Raw genomic sequence first — 18536 nt, 5'->3', positions numbered from 1 at the left:
AATCGCGTCCTGGTATGCGACAAGCGCCACTGGACGATGCCTGTAGTCGCGCGATGCCAAAATACATGGATTACGGGAACCAACCCGTTTGGTAATTTTCGTACCAACGTTTTTAGTGACACGCTGGGTGGGTGGTTTTATGAATCCGATGATCGATCCGCGTCCGGCATGCCCTCTGATGCGCAATGCCTGGCTGCCTTCGGATCGCTTCGAGACCAAGGTGACGCCCATGCGGGAATTGCCGAAAGACATTGACGCCGATGTGGTGATCGAAATCAGTAGATTGCTGGACGACAGCGCGCTTTTCGTGCCTGTCCGCGTTCATGAACTCACAGCAAGGGTAAGGCAGAAAGTGAAGACGGGATTGCCGGATCGTTCGATCGAAGAGTTGATCGTGGAAATGGCTTCCTTGCGTCGGTTGGCCATGGCCTTTGAACTGCCCGGATCGGAAAATGTGGTGCAAATTCCACAGCGACTCCTACGCTGACCGCATCAAGGTCACGCGCTCCAACCGGCGGTCAGGACAAGCGATGCCTCGAACACCTGGGCGCCCGCCTCATTGCGCACTTTGCCGGTATGTTGACCAGGTCGCGATCCGGCATTTCATCGCGAGCGACTTCCTGCGAAATGCGAATGGCTTCTGCCCTCGCCTGTTCTCGCGATTCAAATGGCTGCCGTCGTCGTTGGGTGCGGGGCCATGACCGTTATAGAGATCGAAATGACACCGTTTCATTTTCGGGGCAGCCTTGGACACCTCTAGCGTGCTAATAGCTAGCGACACTGGTGGTTCCCGCTCCGGCGCTTGCGCCAGAATACGCGCAGGCTGCCGATGATAGGGTCCGCCATCTTCCGAAGGCCTAAGGTCCGGCTGCTATCCTTGCGTCCAGGACATCTGGCGATCGGCGTTTCAACCCCGATCGCCTTGAGGCCATGATGTTAGAGTCCCTCTATCTGCAACTCGGCCAGCACGACACTCTTTCGGACGTCGAGAAGGTCTTGCTGGCCGAAACGGTTGTTTTCGGACGCGAGTTCGAAAAGGGGCAAGATGTGGTCAAAGCGGGGTCCCGGCCAACCTATAGCACCATGCTGCTGGATGGCCTGGCGGCACGCTACAAGGTGCTCGAGGACGGCGGCCGGCAGTTCACGTCCTTGCAGGTGCCCGGCGACTTCGTCGATCTCCACGCCTTTTTGCTCAAGACCATGGATCACGGTATCGTCGCGCTGTCGCCTTGCCGGGTGATGTACGCGGACCACAACAAGCTGAAAGCCATTACGGAACAGGCCCCTCACCTGACCCGGCTGTTGTGGCTCGATACGCTGGTCGATGGGGCCATACATCGCGAATGGATCGTGGCAATGGGCCGCCGCTCCAGGACCTCGCATCTGGCCCATCTCATCTGCGAACTGTTCGTACGTCTGCAGGCGGTGAAACGCACCAGCGGCATGAGTTTCCATCTACCGTTGTCACAGACTGAAATGGCCGACGTGCTTGGGTTGTCGGTCGTGCACATGAACCGGGTGATCGGAGGCTTGAAGAAGATCAAGGTAATCACCTGGACGAACCATATGGTCACCATTTTGGACTGGGACCAGCTTGCCAGGCTTGCCGAGTTCGACCCTACCTATCTGAGCATCAACAACGAACCGAGATGAGCAGCCTTAAACTCAGTTATGAGGCGGATTGCTCCACCACAACTCAAGCGGCCCGCGTTACGAGCGGGCCTTGTCATTCCCTACGGGTGGATAGCGCCTGATTTGGCGGAAAGCCGGTCCAGCAGCTTGCGCGATTCCTCGATTACGCGCCGCGTGTCTTCAATATTCGAGCGAAGATCGGCAATCTGTGCCGCCGCCCTCCGTTGATATAGGCGCGCACTTTCATTGAGGAAGTAGTCAGGTTCCCACGGGTCCATCGCGATCAGGTCCGTTGCGCACCAGTTCGAACGTTACCTTCACCATAACGAGGGGTTTGCTAGCACCAGCACGGACATGCAGGGCAACCTCTCGGAAATTGCCTTCAGGCATCTGGTCCTTTGCTATTTCGAGCAACGCCTTTGCCGCCTCATCCTCAGCTGCCTCCAAGCTCGGAAGCTCGGTTCCTTCAGTGTCCGGGTAGGAGGTTCCGTTGTCGACTAGATCAAAATAATAGCGCGCCATCATCGGTAACAAGGCGGCGCGACCTTTGTTCCTCTCGACTTATCGCGAGTGCCGGGTAACGCATGCTTTGAATCCTCAGTATAGGTTACGCCGCCGATAACAGCGTGAGGATCAGTTTCACTACCGGGCTTCCTGCGCATACAATCCGATAACTACCGAGCTGCGGTCACGCGCCAGACCGTGTTTCCGACATCGTCCGCAATCAACAGCGCGCCCGCCTTGTCGACGGCAACGCCCACGGGCCGCCCAGGTGCCTTGTTGTCATTGTCAAGGAAACCGGTGACGACGTCCTGAGGCTTACCGTCGGGATGACCTCCATTGAACGGTATGAAAACGACCTTATAGCCGTTGAAACGCTTGCGGTTCCAGCTGCCATGTTCGCCGACAAAGGCGCCATTGCGATAGGATTCAGGTAGGTTGGTGCCAGTGTAAAATGCCAGTCCCAGGGGCGCGACATGGGAACTTAGTGCATAGTCCGGAGGGATCGCCTTGGCGACCAGGTCCGGCCGCCGCGGCATCGCCCGCGGATCGACATGCTGGCCATAGTAGCTGTAGGGCCAGCCATAAAACGCGCCGTCCTTGACCGAGGTCATGTAGTCGGGAACCAGATTGGGGCCGAGTTCGTCGCGCTCGTTGATGACGGCCCACAGCGCTCCGCTCTGCGGCTCCCAGCTCAAGCCGTTGGGATTGCGCAGCCCGCTTGCGAAAATGCGCGAACGGCCTGTCGCCCTGTCGACCTCCCAGATCGCGGCGCGATCCTTTTCCGCCTGGACGCCGTTCTCGGTGACGTTGCTGTTGGAGCCGACACCGACATAAAGCAGCGATCCGTCCGGACTGGCGACGAGAGACTTGGTCCAGTGATGATCGATCGGGCCGCCGGGCAGCGGCGTCAGCGCGGTGCCTGGCGCGGTGATCTTGGTCTCGCCGGACGTGTAGGGATAACGCACGATCGCATCCGTGTTGGCGACGTAGAGATCGTTGCCGACCAGGGCCACGCCGAAGGGCGAATTCAGGTGATCGAGGAATACATCCTGCACGTCGGGCACGCCGTCGCCGTTCGTATCACGCAACAGCGTGATGCGGTTGCTTCCCTCGGTGCCGCCGCCCGACGTCGCCATGGACTCGATCCAGCCCATGATCAGGTCCTTCGGACGCTTGATTGCGGCGCCGGGCGGCGCCACTGACTCGACCACGAGAACGTCACCGTTCGGCAAGGTGTAGAGCGAGCGTGGATGCTTCAATCCCTTGGCGAATGCCTGGATCTGCAAACCCTTCGCGACCGTTGGTTTCTCGTCCTGCTTCCAGCCGACGACCGAAGCGACATGCATGGGCGGAACAAGATATTGCGTTGGTTCAGGCAGTGTCGGATTTGGCCCGACCTGGCCGCTTGGGTCTGGGTCGTCGTTGCTGCAGGCGGGCAATGCCAAAAGCGATCCGCACAACAGACCGAACCCAAGGGCACGCCGGATGTGAGTGTTCGAAACCCGTAGGGCGTTCATTCGAGCACCTCGACGCGGGTGCGGCCGGTGCTCCATTCCAGCAACCACACGAGAACCAAGACGATCACGGCCGCCGCGGAGAGGATGAGCCCTGTCGGCACGACCGACGTCCAGGCGTCACGGCTGTGCACCAGCGCGTTGAAGAACGACAGCACAAGCACCACCAGGCCGCAGAGCAGATAGGCTCCGTGCGTACGGAGAATTCGACGGGTGAAGAGATCGAAAAGCGCCGCAAGCACCGCAAGAGCGCCCATCACGAGGCCGGCAAACAGCAGCCATGCGGAAAAATCGGCCCACATCATCTCCGCCGTTCGCCAATAGGTGAGGTCGGTCAGCAGCGTGCCGATGAAACAGGCATTGGCGACCGCCATCGGTGTCCGATGGATCGGACGGCCGACGACCACCGGTATCGATCGCGAATTGGCCACGGATCTTCTCCGCCCCTGCTCCAGATGGCATCTGGGCTTCAAACAAACCTGAAGTTGAGATGTTCCGGGAACTGTTTGCGTTCAAGGACTTGTGATTGCCCTGACCAATGCCGATCGCTGTCGCCGGTGAATGGCGCGAAGCGCGGTGTGCTCCGGGAATTCAAGTTCGCAATGTCCGCAGCGCGAGTAACATTGCCGGGCAAGCGGTGGGACGCCAGTTCCATTCCGTGTGGGAGATGAGCAGGGCCCGTATCGCCTCCCGCCAGTGAGATTAGGTTCGGCTTCGTACGTTTCTTACCGAGCCTTGGCCCTTTATTGTCAGTCATTGGCAGATGACTAGATTAACCAGGCGGCATCCCCAAATCATGCCGCAGTGGCCGATGCGGGCTTAGGCAATGTGCCGTCACCGGCATCGTCGCGTCGGCCACTTCCGCGATCCTCGCCCAGCAATGCCGGCATGATGGCGGTCAGCTGGGCGGGCGGTCCTGCCTCGAAGGGTTCTTTGAACCGAGGTCCCCGACCAGCCGACGGTATTGCAGTTCGGGAGGGCCGTAAGATTCCCGTGCCAGCGCCACGAGACCTTTCCGATCCCGGATCGTGATTTCGCCGCGGCGGGCACGGATGTAGCCATGGCTCTCGATTGTCTGAAGCCCCACGGTAACCCCGGGGCGCCTGACGCCCAGCATGACGGAAAGGAATTCGTGGGTTATCATAAGCCTGTCGCCAACGGTCCGGTCGCTGCACATCAGAAGCCATCTCGCCAGCCTGACCTCCAGGCTGTGCCGCGCGTTGATCGACGCCGTGTAGCTGGTCTGGACGTGGAGATACTGCACGTAGCGCAACAGGAAGGGCCGCAAGGTAGGGCTCTCTGCCAAGGCTTCGACGAACGGCGCGGCGCTCATCCGTATCGCTTCGCTCGTCGACTGGATGTAACAATCGAAGCTTGCCAGATCGTCGCCCATGATCAGCGCCGAACCGGTCATACCTTCGAAGCCGATTATTCCCACCTCCGATTCAGCCGTTCCCGCAGTCTTGGCGACGACCGATGCGATGCCACTCTCCAGGAAATAGACAGCTTCGATCTTTTGGCCTTCGATCTCCAACGGCGAGCGCAACTCCAGAAAAACACTTTCGAGATGCGGCCGCAGCCGCTCGAAATCGGCCACGCTCATTCGGCGCAACAACTCGCTCTTGGCCTGCAGAATCTTGGGATCCACGAGACGCTCTCCACTTGGGCAAGAGCACTGGGATCTCTCGGCCGGCCGCGCCCCTCGAACGAGGGGACGGTGGCAAAACATAAACTGTCCCACCCGGCCAGCACTAGGCAGGCGGCCGCGTCGGTATGAAACCGACAATAGCTGCTGTGGACAAATCGCAAGTTTTGTCGACTATCCATCCTTCGCCAGAAGACGAGCTTCCCTGAGGATCGAAGAGCGGTCGAACCCTACAAGCAACACTATGTCACGTATCTGCTGTTCCGTAGCGCCCGATTCCCGGGCAAGTGTACGCACGGCTTCGGCCGCCAGACCGGGGCGCTCAGGGTCTTTTGTCATGACATCCTAGCCTCACGCTGGGGCAGGAGTGCGATGGTCGCTCCCAAGCGTCAACGCCCGGATCGTGCTGCTGACGACCTCTTTGTGTACGCCTTCGTACCGAACTTGGCGAATCAATTCGAAACACGCCGGCTCGGGTGATTCCGGCGCGCCTTGTTTTGTACTCGCCCAAAAGTCCTTGCAGATCATGGCTATGGCGCGTTCGGAACGCCGTGCCTGTTTGCCGCGTTTGAGCTTGGATCGCTTTCCATGCAGAGGTGAAACCCCATGTTCGATTGGCTGAAGCGCGGCGCGCCAGAACCGCGCAAGGGCATGCCCAGCCCCCGCCTGGACGAACAGGCTTTCAAGCGTCGCTATGGCGAACAGTTCAATGATCCGGCGTTCGAGCCCCTGGCCGCCGACATCGAGCGGATAACGGAGGTCGCCTGGCAGGCCTACAGGGATTCCAGGAAGAGCCCGCGGACCCGAAAGGCGGGCCGTGGCTTCGCCGATCCCGATTACGATCTGGCGGTCGATTGGCTCAAGGCCAGACAAGCAATCGAGCGCGCAAAGCGCATGAACGAGCTGGGCAAACGACGCCGCGTCCTGATCGTGAACGGATCGCCGCGCAGCGAGCACACCTGCCCCGGCGAGATGTCCAAATCCTATCGTTTTGTCGAAATCGCCCGGAAGATTTTCAAGGCCGGCGGCGCGGAAGTCGAGATCCTGGATTTGTCCCGGCTGGCCGCCGAATACGGCCGCAAAATCTATCCCTGCAAGGCCTGCTTCTCCACCGCTGCCGCGCTTTGTCACTGGCCTTGCTCCTGCTATCCAAATCATTCGCTCGGCCAGACGCAGGACTGGATGAACGAGATCTATCCAATGTGGGTTGCCGCCCATGCGGTGATGATCATAACGCCTGTCCACTGGTATCAGGCCACCTCGCCGCTGAAGCTGATGATGGACCGTCTGGTATGCGCCGATGGCGGCAATCCCGATCCTAGTTCCACGCACGGCAAGGAGGCGCGGGAGGCGAAGGCGCTGGAACTCGAGGGATGGGACTATCCCCGGCACCTTGCCGGCCGGCTCTTCTCGGTAATCGTGCACGGCGATACCGAGGGAGCCGAAAACGTCCGGCGCTCTTTATCGGATTGGCTGAAATCGATCGAAATGGTCCCGGCGGGGCCGAAGGCCGAACTCGACCGCTACACCGGTTATTGGAAGCCATACGCTACCAGCCACAACGAGCTCGACGACGACATGGACCTGCAGGAAGAAGTCCGAAACGCGGCGCGTACGCTTCTGGCCGCTGCGGTCGCTCGCAAGGAGGGCACTTTCGTCGCCGCTGGACAGTCGCTGACCGATCCTCGGCAAAAATGATGTTCGACGGCTTTAGCCTGGAGATCGTCAAGCTTGCGGATGCGACATTGCGCGTGCGCCATGGTGGGGCTGGCCCGCCAGTGTTGCTCCTGCATGGGCACCCGCGAACCCACACCACATGGCATCGCGTCGCGCCGATCCTGGCAAGACATCACACCGTCATTTGCCCGGACCTGCCGGGGTTCGGGCAATCGTCCGTCCCGGCCGATGCCTGGGAAAGCGCGGGATCTTCAAAGCGGGCAAAGGCCGGCATTTGCGTGGCTCTCATGCACAGGCTTGGTTTTGATCGTTTCGCCGCCGCCGGGCATGACCGTGGCGCCCTTACCGCGTTCAGGATGGCGATGGATCATCCTGCCAGTATTTCGCACCTTGTCGAAATCGATGGCATTCCGGTCCTTGAGCATCTGGAGCGTTGCGACAGCCGCTTTGCGACAGAGTGGTGGCATTGGTTCTTCTTTGCCCAGCCAGACAAGCCGGAGCGCGCCATCAATGTCGATCCGCAGGCCTGGTATGGCGGATCGGCCGAGGCGATGGGCAGAGAAAACTTCGAGGACTATCAGGCGGCGATCAGCAGTCCGCATGTCGTGCATGGCATGCTGGAAGACTACCGGGCCGGGCTCACGATCGATCGCCGGCACGATGCGGAGGATCGCGCCCGAGGGCTCCGGGTCGAATGCCCAACGCTTGTCCTGTGGTCGCTGCGCGACGATCTTGAACGGCTCTATGGTGATGTGCTGGCGATCTGGCGCCCATGGGCCCGGCACCTGCAAGGCCGGGGCATCGACAGCGGTCACCATGTCGCCGAAGAAGCTCCGGAGCTGTTGGCAAAGGCGATTCTGGACTTCCTTGCTTGAACGGCTGGTTTGGTCTTGCGGGATGACACGCAGCGTTCATTCCCCCGGGAACAAATCTCGCTTTGGAAAATTGTGACGCCCAGGAGAATACCGGAAGCTCCGGACCGGAAATATCGCCTTGCGACGGAGTTCTCATCGAGCAGGGGCTCTCCATACGGTTTGACAAGGCCGGCTAGACGGCGCCAGGAGCGATCGCGCCCAAGGCAAGGATGTTACCGCTTGCCGGGACAGGGGGCCAGCATTGAACGCACCAAATAGGCTTGGGCCAAGGAGGTGTAAGATCGATCCCAATCTGTGGTTCGCCTTTCTCGGCACCGTGATCCTGTTGCAGATGCCGCCTGGGCCCGACAGCATGCTGGTCATGGCACGTGGCATCGGGCAAGGCCGTGGCGTGGCGTTGTTCACGGTCGTGGGAATGACATTGGGCGCAGGCATGGTGCAACTGCCGCTGATCGCCCTGGGTGTCTCCTCGCTCTTGCGTGCATCGCCATTGGCATTTGACGCGCTCCGTTGGGCTGGAGCAGCCTATCTTGTCTGGTTGGGCATAAGTTTGCTCTCGGACACGAAAAGCGATCTGGATCTCGATTGCGTCAAGCGCGTCGGGCCGCTCGCCGCGATACGGGAAGGTATGATAGCCAACCTCATCAATCCTTGGCCCATGACTTTCATGATCGCTTTCCTGCCTCAGTTCGTCGATCCGAACCGTGGCTCTGTCTGGTTCCAGATGCTGATGCTCGGCGCGACCCAGAAACTGACTGGCGTCTTGGTCCTGGGGACCTATGCGGTTGCTTCTGGTGTGCTCGGCGAATGGGTCATGCGTCGACCCCGCGTGAGACTTTGGCAACAACGGATAGCGGGCTGCTTCATTGTCGGCCTTGGCATTCGAATGGTGGTGGGCGGCGGGGCCGGCAAGTGAAGCGAAAGTCTCCTCCGCAGATCCAACCATGACAAGATCGAAGCAGGTTTCAGGCTGGGCATGTTCAGCGAGCCGCGCAGCACGGAAGCCGGATCTCCTGATCGAGTTGGTTGAAACCGGCGGGGATGCCAAGGCAGAAGCGGGCGCTGCGCTCTATCGCTACAATGTGGCCAAGTCCGGCGTCGCGGATCGAATGCCGATCGGCGCCATAGTGCGGGATGCCTCGGGAAAGGTCGTTGGGGGTTTGTGGGGCAGGACTGAGCTTGGACTGTTGTTCCTGGACATGTTTTTCGTGGCTGAGGATGTTCGAGGAAAGTCGTATGGCAGCCGGCTCCTTTCAGCCGTTGAAACAGAGGCAAGAAAGCGTGGCTGCGCCCGCGCCGTGGTCGAGACCAGCAGCTTCCAAGCACCTGGCTTCTATGTTCGCCACGGATACGAGGAATTTGGCAGGGTTGAATTTGGCATTCCTGGCGCGGCGCGCATCTTCCTGCGAAAAGAGCTCTGAAGATTGGAGCGACAACCCTTTCGCGAGCTGGTGTATCGAAGGCGACGCTTCATTCGAAGCGCCCGCCGCAATCGTGGTTGCTGAAGTGGCGGAGCCCCCACTGCCAATCGGTTGAAGCTCCCGCCTTGCCTTGCGAGAATCGCCCATCGTTGCGGTGGCTCCAGCATCCTCGGCTAGGATTTTTGTTCCGACGGGAGAGAGATCCGTTCCCGTAGGGACTGCTCCGTCGTGTCGGCCGCGGACTTGACGATTTCACCAATCTGGTCGGCCACCGTGCCTGCTTGTGTGTCCTGCCGTCCAGCTTCCTGCTTGATCGTCTCATAGGCGTCCGCGGCAACCTGCCTGGCCTGATCGAGGCCTTGCTCGAGCATGGTCTCCGAGGTGTTGCGAAGCTTCTCGCCATAGCCGCCCAGCTGCTCATCCTCCATTGCGGTATGGGGCAACATGGCGCCTATCGCGGCGCCGATGGCGAGACCGACCGCCGCAACGGCGAGGGGCTGATCGTTCAACAGCTCCTGTGCCGAGCGGCTGGCTTTCGCAGCCATGTCGCCAGCCGTCGATCCTGCGCTGGCGGCGTTGCTCGTCAGCCCTTCGGCGACGCCGCTTGCTGCGCCCGATATGGCTGCGCCAGCGCTGCTTGCGGCCGACGTGAGCGATTCAGCGGTTCCGGAGAGCGTGCTGCCCAAGCCGCCGCCCTCCGCCTCGTCACCCCCGCGGGGCGGGGTTGGCGCCGTATAGCCGGCCGGGCGACGGCTGCCGTTCGACGGACCGCTGCCCAGCATCAGCCAAGCCAGACCGGCGCCCACCATGGTCACGGGCAAGGGATTGTCCCTGACCTGCGTTCTCAGGTTGTTGAGCATTGCCGAACTCTCTCCTCCAGAGAAGATGCCGGTGAATTCGTCCAGCAATTGTCCCGGTGTCATTTTGCCTCGAATGGATTCGGCGGTCTCCACCACCCTGGCGCGCGCGGCTTCCGCCTCGCGTTCGAGTTCGGCTGCGGATTTCTCGGTCATCTCACTTGTTCCTTGATCACAGTCGCGTCGCGCCTGAGCTGTTCCTGGGTTCGGTCGGGAGTAAGTTCGGAAGGCGCCATGCTTGCCATGCCGGTGCGCAGCAGAATGACGCCAAGAACTGCCACCACCACGCCGACCAACAGAGAGGACCACCCGGCCCCCAGCCCTGCCCTCGTCAATGCGATGACCAGTGCCTGAAGCAGCACGAGCAGAGCCGCGAGCAGGCAGATGGCCCCGCCCAGCACCTCGGCGGCGCCAGCGCCCGTCTTGGTAAACTTTTCAGAGAGCTCCGCCCGCAGAAGCCTGGCTTCGGTTTGCACCAGCGTGGTGGCGTTTTGGGCCAAGTCGGTCACCAGGGTCGCGAGGCTGGGATTGTCTTGAGTGTTCATCTGTCTTGCTCCCCATAATGCGTGGCCAGATCGTCAACACCGCCGCCGAATCCTTGCGCCCCATCGGCCGACCAACCAGCAGCTTCGCCGGTCTGCGAATTTGCACCACCCGAGGCACTTCGAGATGCTTCGGGGCTTCTGGGCGGGGAAGCCTTGATGAACCGACCCAGCGCCAATCCGGCCAGTACAGACCCGGCAAGCAGGACACCGGGGTTTTGCCGGCCGAAGGACTGCACATCCTCAAGCACCTGGCCGAACGGCTTTTGTTTCAACGAGGAGGAAAGCCGCTCCAGCCCGCCAGCGGCGTCCAGGGCAAATTTCGACGCGGTCCTTTCATCATTGTTGGCCAGATGCTCGCTGGCCGCGCGTAACGCGCCGCCCAACGCCGCCAAGCTTGATCCGATGTCGCGCTGCGTCTCCTCCGCCTTGTCCGAAATAACCTGCGTGGCTTCTGTCGCGTAGTCGCCAGCCTTGCGGGTCAGTCCGTCGCGAGCATCGTGAAGCAACTCGCTCGCGCGCTCTTTTTCCCGGCCAAGCCTATCGGAAACGTCGCTTGTCGCCTTGTCGAAATCGGTGGCTTTACGGCCCTGGCCGTCATTACGTTGCATGGGTCACCTAGTGAAAACCGAGGAAGGAGAGGACCGCGAGCACGACAACGACGAGGCCGATAAGATAGATGACACCGTTCATGGCACGTTCCTCCTTGGCAGCCCAACTTCATGGACCCTGCGATGTTCCGTCGGCGAAGAGCTTTTTGCGATCCAAGAGCAATGCAGGAAGAACTGGTCGGAAGCGCCGCCAGTCCGCGATCGAGATGAGCTGCCCCGGCCCGAGAGTTCCCCTCCGAGCACGAATGCCTTCTAATTCCACTAAGCCAGGGCCGAAGTACGCTTGAGAGAAATCGCTTGACCAGGATAGGGTCCACCGTTCCCACCCGAATGGCAGGACCGCAATGACCCGCAACCCTATCGAGACGCTGTCCAGTCGCGCGCGGCGCTGGGCAATCGGGTTGACCGAGCAGAAGAGCATCACCGGCACGGACGGCGAGGCTGCCTTCGGCCCTTGGTTGGCGGCGGAACTCCGAAAGGAGACGGCATTTCAGAACGCGGAGGTCTGGACGATCGAGGTCGGACCCCAGGACGGCCGTCACTGCGTGGCGATGCTCCTGCGCGGCACTGGTCGCTCGACCGTGCTCTTGACCGGTCACTACGACACCGTCGGGACAAGCGACTACGGACAGTTGGAGCCTCTGGCCACTCGGCCCGACGCGTTGACAAAGGCGTTGCACGGTTCCCTCGTCGCCGCGAACGCTCCAGCCGCCATTCTGGCCCACCATGATTTCGCGGGCGGGGAGTTCCTTGCCGGACGCGGTCTTCTCGACATGAAGGCGGGCCTTGCAGCCGGGCTGGCCGTATGCGCCGAATTTGCCGAAAGCGCAAAGCCGGCTGGAAATCTGCTTTTTATCGCAGTGCCGGACGAGGAGAACAATTCCGCCGGCGCCCGCAAGGCGGCGCAGATGCTGCCTGGACTCTGTAAAGAGCGGGACCTCGATTTGCTCGCGGTGATCAATCTCGATGCGATCGCGGATGATGGCGACGGCAGCAAGGGTCGCGTCATCGCTCTGGGAACCGTCGGCAAGCTGCTTCCGGCCGCCTGCGTGGTTGGTGTTCCCACACATAGCGGCTTTCCCTTGAATGGCCTCAATGCCGGCGCGATCGCCGCGGCAATCGCCGCGCGGATCGAATGGGCGCCCGAGTTCACCGACATGTGCGGCACCGAACCCGGCACCCCGCCCAGCCTGCTCGGGATTCGGGACGGAAAGACGGGGTATGATGTCACGACACCGCGGACCGCCCATGCCACTTTCAATGTGCTGAGTTATCGCCGGGCGCCCAGTGAGGTGCTCGACCGGTTCGACAGCCTATGCGCCGAAGCGGCCTCGCGTCTTTTACAGGAGCTCCGGCGGCGCGTCTCCGCTCAGCACGAAACAGGTCTGCTGGAGATGGTGCAATCGATCCCGGTCCATCGGTATGAGACTCTGCTGGCGCGTCTCGAAGAACCGGAGCGGATGCGGCTCGAAGCTGTTTCCGCTTCGATCGCCGCCGGCGACCAGCCCCTGCCCGAGAAGTGCCGATTGATAACCGAGCAGGCCTGGGAACTCAGCCGCTTGGCCGGACCAGCCATCGTGACGGGCTTCGGATCCATTCCCTATCTGCCGACGAACCTTTCCGCGCAGCCGGCAGCCGCCAGGCTGCGAGCCGCTGCCGTCGAGGTGGCCGACGAGGCAGCGGCTCGCTATGGCAGCGTGGTCACCTGCGCGGACTATTTCGCCGGGATTTCGGACATGAGCTTCTTTGGCGAAGCGGCCGAGTCCTCCCTCGACGTCGTCGCCCGCAACACACCAGCCTGGAAAGACAGCGTGCGCTGGCCCCTCACGCGAGCCCTGGCCAACATACCGACAATCAACATCGGTCCGTGGGGACGCGATTATCACACGCCGCTCGAACGATTGCATGTCGGCTATGCGTTCGACGTCCTGCCGCAGCTCATTCGCGATGTCTGCGCCAGGATCCTTCGGCCCGACGCGACCTGACAAGTACGAACGGCACAAAGCGGAAGCGGCCCCCATTTGGCCGCCGCCTTCGGCCTGCGACTATGACTATTCGGCTGCCTTCCTGTCGAACATCTGCTCGCTCTGCGCGCCAGAGCTTGGCCGTGGCGGCGAAAGCATTGGCTCCTCGCCCATCGGTGCGCCGGGCACCAGGGAGAACTCGCCCTTGCCGTCCATCGACGGGCCTTCGCTCCAGCGTCCCTGCGCCGGTGCTACACCTTCGATGAAACAGTTGATGAAGGCATAGGATACGTCCTGACGCTCTTTCTCCTGCGGGAAGGAATTGGGCACCGGCAGAGACGCGGTCAGGCCCCCCATGTCCTCGATCGCCGCCAGCCACTGCTGCTGATGCATGGTGTCGCGCGCAATGAGGAATGACAGCATGTCCTTCATTCCGGCATCGTTGGTCATGTTGTAGAGGCGGGTCGCAAGCACGCGTCCGCTTCCTTCCGCGGTTACGTTGGCGACCATATCGGCGGCAAGATTGCCGCTGGCATAAACATGCGAAGCATTGAAGGGAACACCGTTGGAGTTTTCCGGCAGGGCGGCGAGCCCAGTCGACAAGATATGACGGAAATTCATCCCGTTGAGGACAGAGCCGCCGACCGCATCGGACGACACGTCCTCCTGCAATGAAAGCGGTGCCCCTTCGAGATTGAGCGCGACCGCGGTCGCCAGCATCTCGATATGGGCGAGCTCCTCGGTGGCTGTGTTCAACAGCAGGTCGCGGTACTTGGCCGGTCCACGGCACCCCCACGCTTGAAAGAAATATTGCAAGGCGACACGGATTTCGCCTTCCACTCCGCCTATGGCCTGCTGTAAGGCGCGAGCAAAGATTGGGTTCGGCGTCTCGACTCGAACCGGGAACTGCAATTTCTTGTCGGTGTAATACATGGCTGACTCTCCGTTTGAAGTCAGCCGAACCTCAGCCCGGAAGCATTGTTCCGCCCGGGTAGGCGTTTAATTTGGAAAGAACTGGCAACGGATCGCCTCGTGTCAACGGAACTCAATTGCACGACGACGACAGCCGCTCCGGCCGGTCGAACGCAGTCGTGCCGGCCGGCAGACCAGGATCATGCAACCTTGGAAAACAGAGCCACGTCACATCGGGCCAAGCCGTAGCGCCACCGGTGGTCGGTCGCGGCAACCCGGCTTTGGTAAAACAGGGAAAGCTGGCTGCCTTCGATCATCACCGTTGAATGACCGTTCTCGCCCGGCTGGCCTGGTTCGAGTACCGGGCCTATGGACACGTAAGGTCCGGCAACCTCGTCAGCGATGGCAAAAAACACGCGCTGGCGATTCCCACGAAGGCCATTTGGAAGAAAGCAAGTGGCGTTCAGAAGCACGCGGCCATCCGGCAACTCGACCAGTTGGGCACCTTCTATGCCCCATTCATAGTCGGGGTCCTCTCTCGTATTGTGATGAGGGACATCAGCATGATCGAGGATCTTGCCGATCCGCTTCCACGGCCCGAACCACGAGTCGGACTGGCTGCGTGCGAGATAGATGTCGGGCTGCGGCACCCTGTTGAATTTCGGCATGGCAGAGTAAACGAGATAGCGCCTGCCACCAATGACGGCCGGGTGCGGATCGTAGATGCCATCCTCTTCCGTGTCGGGGATGGCGAGAATGGCCGGGCTGAGAACCACCCAATGGAAGCCATCGTTGGAAACCGCATGCTCGCAGCGGCCCCCGGATTTCATGAACTCGGTCTGGATGAACATATGGAAGACGCCACTTTCGTGGATGACGCCCGGAGCCGCGACCCCCGTCCCATTGATGGGAAGCTCGATCGCTTCGTGCTCGGTCCAAGGCCCATAGAGGTCGGGGGCCGTGGCGTGCAGGATCCTCCACGTCTCGGTCGTCACCGTCCCGCTGGAACCGAAGACATGCCACAGCCTGCCATCGAAGACGGGGCATGGGTCCTTGAGGTCATCCACGCTTTGCGGATGAAACAGCGGAAACACGTTGGTATCGAAGTCGATCTTCATCTTAGCCCCGGAATTTGCCCTTGCCCCGGACCCGCCCAAGCCGCGGGCGAATCAAGTTGATGTCCGGCACATTTTATAGCCAGCAAGTTCAACGCAAATACGGCGAAGGCGGTTCTCCACCAGCAAACTTGGTCGCGGGCAGTTTCGATGACCCGCCATTTGAGACAGCCAGTCTGCCTCCGCGCAGCCGGCGCTTTGCATTCGTCCAATCCGAAGCGGCGACCGAGGCTCTCCGTTTCACCTTGGAACAACTCACCTACCCGAAAGTTAGGAGCTGAAACCGAAGTCTAGTTCCCCCTCATCCACGATTAACAAATGTTAGTCGCAACATAAACCACCGTCTATAAAAGGAATATCTCAATGGAAGCAGCCTTGGGCAGGGTCACCGTCAGTAAACAGGCTGGCAGGCAAAATCTACTGGTTTGCTTCTCTCATTTAAGGTGGAACTTCGTTCATCAACGCCCGCAGCATATCCTCACACTCGCATCCATGCAGCAGAGGGTTGTCTACTTTGAAGAACCTGTCTTTGAAGAACTGCCGCAGCCGCTAATGCGGACGAGCGAGGCCTCGCCAAACATTCTGATTGTGACACCAGTGCTCCCGGTCGGCACGTCGGCCGCGAAAGCAGATGCGACGCAGCGCAGATTTGTTCAGCAGACAATCGCTTCTATGCCGCACAGCCGGCTGATCGCTTGGTATTATACGCCAATGGCTCTCCGCTTCACGGAGTACCTTGAGCCTGACATATGTGTCTATGATTGCATGGACGAACTCTCGGCGTTCAAGAATGCGCCGCCTGAATTGAGGCAGATGGAAAAGGCGCTTCTGCACCGCGCCGATCTCGTTTTCACCGGCGGCCTGAGCTTGTTCGAGACCAAGCGCCACCTGCATCACGCGATCTATCCCTTTCCGAGCAGCATCGACGTGAACCACTTTCACCAGGCCAGGAAGCCGGGAAAAGACCCGGCCGATCAGGCCGGCATTCCTCACCCGAGGGTCGGTTATTTCGGCGTCATCGACGAGCGGCTGGACGTCGATCTCGTAGCCCAGGCGGCGGAGACCATGCCGGACGTGCATTTCGTCATGCTCGGCCCGGTGGTCAAGATCGACGCTACAAGCCTGCCGCGCGCCGAGAACCTTCACTGGCTGGGCGGGAAAGCCTACCGCGATCTGCCCGACTACCTGCGCCATTGGGATGCCGGCTGGATGCCGTTCGCCCTCAATGAAGCGACCCGCTTCATCAGCCCGACCAAGACGCCGGAGTTCCTCGCGGCAGGGCTGCCGGTAGTCTCGACGGCGATCGTGGACGTGGTGCGCAGCTACGGCGCTGCCGGGCTGGTGGAAATCGCCGACAGCGACGATCTGGAAACCAAGCTCCGCTCGGCTCTTTCGCGACCGCGCCAGATGCTCCGGCAACAAGTCGACGCCTACCTTGCGGATACCTCCTGGGAGCGAACATGGAATGCCATGGCGGCTCACATCGAGCGCGCCCATGAACGCAAGAAAATCGTCCCTCTTCGCAGGAGCGCTTAGCCATGTTCGACTGGCTGGTCGTCGGGGCGGGTTTTGCCGGCAGCGTGCTTGCCGAAAGGATAGCCTCGCAGCGTCACGAAAGCGTCCTGCTGGTAGATCGTCGCGGCCATGTCGGCGGCAATGCGTATGATTGCTACAATGAAGCCGGCATCCTGATCCACCGCTACGGTCCGCATATCTTCCACACCAACAGCCAGGCAATCGTGGACTACCTGTCGCAGTTCACCGAGTGGCGGTCATACGAGCACAGGGTGTTGGCGGCGGTGGACGGGAAACTCGTTCCCATCCCGATTAATCTCGACACGATCAACAGCCTTTATGGACTGGACCTGACCTCGGCCCAGTTGGAGGAATTCTTCGCGTCGCGACGCGAGACTGTGGAGGACGTTCGCACGGCCGAGGATGTCGTTGTCAGCACGGTGGGCCGCGAGCTCTACGAAAAATTCTTCCGTGGCTACACCAGGAAGCAATGGGGCGTCGATCCCAGTCAACTGAGCAAGTCGGTGACGGCACGAGTGCCGACCAGGACCAACCGTGACGACCGCTATTTCAGCGATAGTTTCCAGAAAATGCCGGCCGGCGGATACACCAGGATGTTTGAACGCATGCTCGACCATCCGAACATCAAGATCATGCTGCAGACCGATTTCCGCGAAATCCGTGAGAAGATCCCGTTCAGGCGGATGATCTATACCGGTCCAATCGACGAATATTTCGGGTGGCAGCTTGGGCATCTTCCCTATCGCTCGCTGCGTTTCGAGCACGTCACCCTGGACCGCGAGCAGTTTCAGCCGGTTGCCGTCGTCAATTATCCGCAGACGCAAGATTACACCCGCATCACGGAATACAAACATCTGACCGGCCAGCAGAACGCGCGGACCAGCCTGACTTACGAATACCCGACGGATATCGGCGACCCGTACTACCCGGTGCCGCGAGCCGAAAACGAAGCGCTCTACAAGCGCTACGAAGCACTCTCCGCAACCTGTCCCGACGTGTGGTTTGTCGGCCGCCTGGCAACATACCGCTACTACAACATGGACCAGGTGGTCGGACAGGCTCTGGCCACTTTCGCTCGCATCCAGAAAAGTCTGCCGGAATGGGCGGGCACTGGAAGGACGTCCCTGGCCGGACTGGTGGCGAGTTCTCCCGCACATGGGAGCTGAATTAACCGCGGCAGAAAACAGAAGGAGAATTGCGATGGATACAAACTTCAACTCGGAGAGCCGTTCGATATTCATTGTTGGCTTGCGCAACGCCCATGCCATGGAGAACCAAGCGCTGTCGATCATGAAACCACAGGTCGAGCGTATCGAGAATTATCCTGAGGTGGCTGATCGCTTGCGCCGGCATATTCAAGAGACCGAGGGCCAGATCACTCGGCTCGAGACGGTCCTGGAGGGTCTCGATGAAGAGCACTCGACTCTCAAGGACACGGCCCTGTCGATGGTTGGCAGCATGGCTGCCATGGGACACTCGATGGCAGGCGACGAGATCATCAAGAACAGCCTAGCGAATTTCGCCTTCGAGAACTACGAGATCGCTGCCTACAATTCGCTCCTGGTGCTCGCCGAGGCCGGCGGCTTCCAGGATGCCGAAACGGTCCTCAAGCAAAATCTGAGCGAAGAGGAAGCGATGGCCGATTGGCTTAAGGAAAATCTGAGCGACGTGACCCTGCGGTACGCCAAGTTGCGCGCGGCGGGGGAGACTGCAAAAAGCTGATCCAACGGC

The 18536-nt window shown here is 60.6% G+C and carries 19 protein-coding genes; 10 read left to right on the top strand and 9 right to left on the bottom strand.

Going from position 1 to position 18536, the window contains the following annotated elements:
* Positions 1–139: 139 nt before the first annotated feature.
* Positions 140–487 carry a hypothetical protein gene (locus LB524_RS26575; RefSeq protein ID WP_224531261.1) on the top strand — a complete coding sequence of 116 codons (348 nt, stop codon included), beginning with the start codon at positions 140–142 and terminating at the stop codon, positions 485–487.
* 446 nt (positions 488–933) lie between these two features.
* Positions 934–1653: a Crp/Fnr family transcriptional regulator gene (locus tag LB524_RS26570; RefSeq protein WP_140790257.1), complete on the top strand. Its 720-nt coding sequence runs from the start codon at positions 934–936 to the stop codon at positions 1651–1653.
* 237 nt (positions 1654–1890) lie between these two features.
* Here LB524_RS26570 and LB524_RS26565 read toward each other — a convergent pair whose 3' ends face one another.
* The 4 genes from LB524_RS26565 to LB524_RS26550 all read right to left on the bottom strand — a co-directional run bounded on the left by LB524_RS26565 (position 1891) and on the right by LB524_RS26550 (position 5298).
* Complete coding sequence (locus LB524_RS26565; RefSeq protein WP_224531258.1) at positions 1891–2154, bottom strand: DUF6894 family protein; 264 nt, start codon at positions 2152–2154, stop codon at positions 1891–1893.
* Positions 2155–2306: 152 nt separating this feature from the next.
* Positions 2307–3653: a PQQ-dependent sugar dehydrogenase gene (locus tag LB524_RS26560; protein ID WP_224531255.1), complete on the bottom strand. Its 1347-nt coding sequence runs from the start codon at positions 3651–3653 to the stop codon at positions 2307–2309.
* Positions 3650–4081, bottom strand: coding sequence for a DUF2231 domain-containing protein (locus tag LB524_RS26555; RefSeq protein ID WP_224531253.1), 432 nt, complete (start codon positions 4079–4081; stop codon positions 3650–3652). The genes LB524_RS26560 and LB524_RS26555 overlap by 4 nt, the downstream gene beginning before the upstream one ends.
* Before the next feature lie 467 nt (positions 4082–4548).
* Positions 4549–5298 (bottom strand): Crp/Fnr family transcriptional regulator, encoded by a 750-nt coding sequence (locus LB524_RS26550; RefSeq protein ID WP_140660831.1) that lies wholly within the window; start codon positions 5296–5298, stop codon positions 4549–4551.
* 603 nt (positions 5299–5901) lie between these two features.
* On the opposite strand from LB524_RS26550, the gene LB524_RS26545 reads away from it, so the two are divergent.
* The 4 genes from LB524_RS26545 (at position 5902) to LB524_RS26530 (ending at position 9268) form a co-directional block, all read left to right on the top strand.
* Positions 5902–6993, top strand: a complete 1092-nt coding sequence (locus LB524_RS26545) for a flavodoxin family protein (RefSeq protein ID WP_140715600.1) — start codon at positions 5902–5904, stop codon at positions 6991–6993.
* Positions 6993–7847, top strand: a complete 855-nt coding sequence (locus LB524_RS26540) for an alpha/beta fold hydrolase (RefSeq protein ID WP_224531298.1) — start codon at positions 6993–6995, stop codon at positions 7845–7847. The genes LB524_RS26545 and LB524_RS26540 overlap by 1 nt, the downstream gene beginning before the upstream one ends.
* Before the next feature lie 241 nt (positions 7848–8088).
* Positions 8089–8763, top strand: a complete 675-nt coding sequence (locus LB524_RS26535) for a LysE family translocator (RefSeq protein ID WP_140715602.1) — start codon at positions 8089–8091, stop codon at positions 8761–8763.
* Positions 8764–8791: 28 nt separating this feature from the next.
* Positions 8792–9268: a GNAT family N-acetyltransferase gene (locus LB524_RS26530; protein WP_140715603.1), complete on the top strand. Its 477-nt coding sequence runs from the start codon at positions 8792–8794 to the stop codon at positions 9266–9268.
* Between the two features lie 173 nt (positions 9269–9441).
* On the opposite strand, the gene LB524_RS26525 is transcribed toward LB524_RS26530, so the two are convergent.
* From LB524_RS26525 to LB524_RS26515, 3 genes are read right to left on the bottom strand one after another with little or no spacing between them, the layout of a single operon-like run.
* Positions 9442–10281, bottom strand: coding sequence for a DUF3618 domain-containing protein (locus tag LB524_RS26525; protein WP_140715604.1), 840 nt, complete (start codon positions 10279–10281; stop codon positions 9442–9444).
* Positions 10278–10670 (bottom strand): phage holin family protein, encoded by a 393-nt coding sequence (locus tag LB524_RS26520; RefSeq protein ID WP_224531250.1) that lies wholly within the window; start codon positions 10668–10670, stop codon positions 10278–10280. Before LB524_RS26520 ends, LB524_RS26525 begins: the two co-directional genes overlap by 4 nt.
* The gene (locus LB524_RS26515; protein ID WP_140715606.1) at positions 10667–11278 is read right to left on the bottom strand and encodes a hypothetical protein; all 612 of its coding nucleotides are present in this window, start codon (positions 11276–11278) and stop codon (positions 10667–10669) included. The genes LB524_RS26520 and LB524_RS26515 overlap by 4 nt, the downstream gene beginning before the upstream one ends.
* Before the next feature lie 344 nt (positions 11279–11622).
* Here LB524_RS26515 and LB524_RS26510 point away from each other — a divergent pair, with 344 nt between their 5' ends.
* Positions 11623–13263, top strand: a complete 1641-nt coding sequence (locus LB524_RS26510; RefSeq protein ID WP_224531248.1) for a M20/M25/M40 family metallo-hydrolase — start codon at positions 11623–11625, stop codon at positions 13261–13263.
* Between the two features lie 66 nt (positions 13264–13329).
* Here the strand turns inward: LB524_RS26510 and LB524_RS26505 are convergent, their stop codons facing one another.
* Together LB524_RS26505 and LB524_RS26500 are read right to left on the bottom strand one after the other, a co-directional pair.
* A complete protein-coding gene (locus LB524_RS26505; RefSeq protein ID WP_015316430.1) occupies positions 13330–14175 on the bottom strand; it encodes a manganese catalase family protein in 846 nt (281 codons plus the stop codon).
* Positions 14176–14354: 179 nt separating this feature from the next.
* Entirely contained in the window at positions 14355–15272 is a 918-nt protein-coding gene (locus LB524_RS26500) for a hypothetical protein (protein WP_015316429.1), read from the bottom strand.
* A 360-nt stretch (positions 15273–15632) separates the two neighbouring features.
* Between LB524_RS26500 and LB524_RS26495 the strand changes: the two genes are divergently transcribed.
* Genes LB524_RS26495 through LB524_RS26485 form a run of 3 tightly spaced genes read left to right on the top strand, consistent with a single transcriptional unit; the run spans position 15633 to position 18527 of the window.
* Positions 15633–16805, top strand: coding sequence for a glycosyltransferase (locus LB524_RS26495; RefSeq protein ID WP_224531246.1), 1173 nt, complete (start codon positions 15633–15635; stop codon positions 16803–16805).
* Positions 16806–16807: 2 nt separating this feature from the next.
* Positions 16808–17971, top strand: coding sequence for a UDP-galactopyranose mutase (gene glf, locus LB524_RS26490; RefSeq protein ID WP_140614620.1), 1164 nt, complete (start codon positions 16808–16810; stop codon positions 17969–17971).
* A gap of 34 nt (positions 17972–18005) precedes the next feature.
* Positions 18006–18527: a ferritin-like domain-containing protein gene (locus LB524_RS26485; RefSeq protein WP_015316426.1), complete on the top strand. Its 522-nt coding sequence runs from the start codon at positions 18006–18008 to the stop codon at positions 18525–18527.
* Positions 18528–18536: the final 9 nt, after the last annotated feature.

Origin of the sequence: Mesorhizobium sp. ESP6-5 (assembly GCF_020164695.1) — a bacterium.
In the GTDB taxonomy this organism is placed as follows: Bacteria; Pseudomonadota; Alphaproteobacteria; order Rhizobiales; family Rhizobiaceae; genus Mesorhizobium; species Mesorhizobium australicum.
The sequence above is the reverse complement of the archived record's forward strand: the minus strand, read 5'-3'. Positions and strand labels throughout refer to the sequence as shown.

Coding starts and splice junctions, on each gene's coding strand:
- LB524_RS26575 (WP_224531261.1), top strand. CDS start 140: ATGAATCCGATGATCGATCCGCGTCCGGCATGCCCTCTGATGCGCAAT.
- LB524_RS26570 (WP_140790257.1), top strand. CDS start 934: ATGTTAGAGTCCCTCTATCTGCAACTCGGCCAGCACGACACTCTTTCG.
- LB524_RS26565 (WP_224531258.1), bottom strand. CDS start 2,154: ATGGCGCGCTATTATTTTGATCTAGTCGACAACGGAACCTCCTACCCG.
- LB524_RS26560 (WP_224531255.1), bottom strand. CDS start 3,653: ATGAACGCCCTACGGGTTTCGAACACTCACATCCGGCGTGCCCTTGGG.
- LB524_RS26545 (WP_140715600.1), top strand. CDS start 5,902: ATGTTCGATTGGCTGAAGCGCGGCGCGCCAGAACCGCGCAAGGGCATG.
- LB524_RS26540 (WP_224531298.1), top strand. CDS start 6,993: ATGTTCGACGGCTTTAGCCTGGAGATCGTCAAGCTTGCGGATGCGACA.
- LB524_RS26530 (WP_140715603.1), top strand. CDS start 8,792: ATGACAAGATCGAAGCAGGTTTCAGGCTGGGCATGTTCAGCGAGCCGC.
- LB524_RS26525 (WP_140715604.1), bottom strand. CDS start 10,281: ATGACCGAGAAATCCGCAGCCGAACTCGAACGCGAGGCGGAAGCCGCG.
- LB524_RS26520 (WP_224531250.1), bottom strand. CDS start 10,670: ATGAACACTCAAGACAATCCCAGCCTCGCGACCCTGGTGACCGACTTG.
- LB524_RS26515 (WP_140715606.1), bottom strand. CDS start 11,278: ATGCAACGTAATGACGGCCAGGGCCGTAAAGCCACCGATTTCGACAAG.
- LB524_RS26510 (WP_224531248.1), top strand. CDS start 11,623: ATGACCCGCAACCCTATCGAGACGCTGTCCAGTCGCGCGCGGCGCTGG.
- LB524_RS26505 (WP_015316430.1), bottom strand. CDS start 14,175: ATGTATTACACCGACAAGAAATTGCAGTTCCCGGTTCGAGTCGAGACG.
- LB524_RS26500 (WP_015316429.1), bottom strand. CDS start 15,272: ATGAAGATCGACTTCGATACCAACGTGTTTCCGCTGTTTCATCCGCAA.
- LB524_RS26495 (WP_224531246.1), top strand. CDS start 15,633: ATGGAAGCAGCCTTGGGCAGGGTCACCGTCAGTAAACAGGCTGGCAGG.
- glf (WP_140614620.1), top strand. CDS start 16,808: ATGTTCGACTGGCTGGTCGTCGGGGCGGGTTTTGCCGGCAGCGTGCTT.
- LB524_RS26485 (WP_015316426.1), top strand. CDS start 18,006: ATGGATACAAACTTCAACTCGGAGAGCCGTTCGATATTCATTGTTGGC.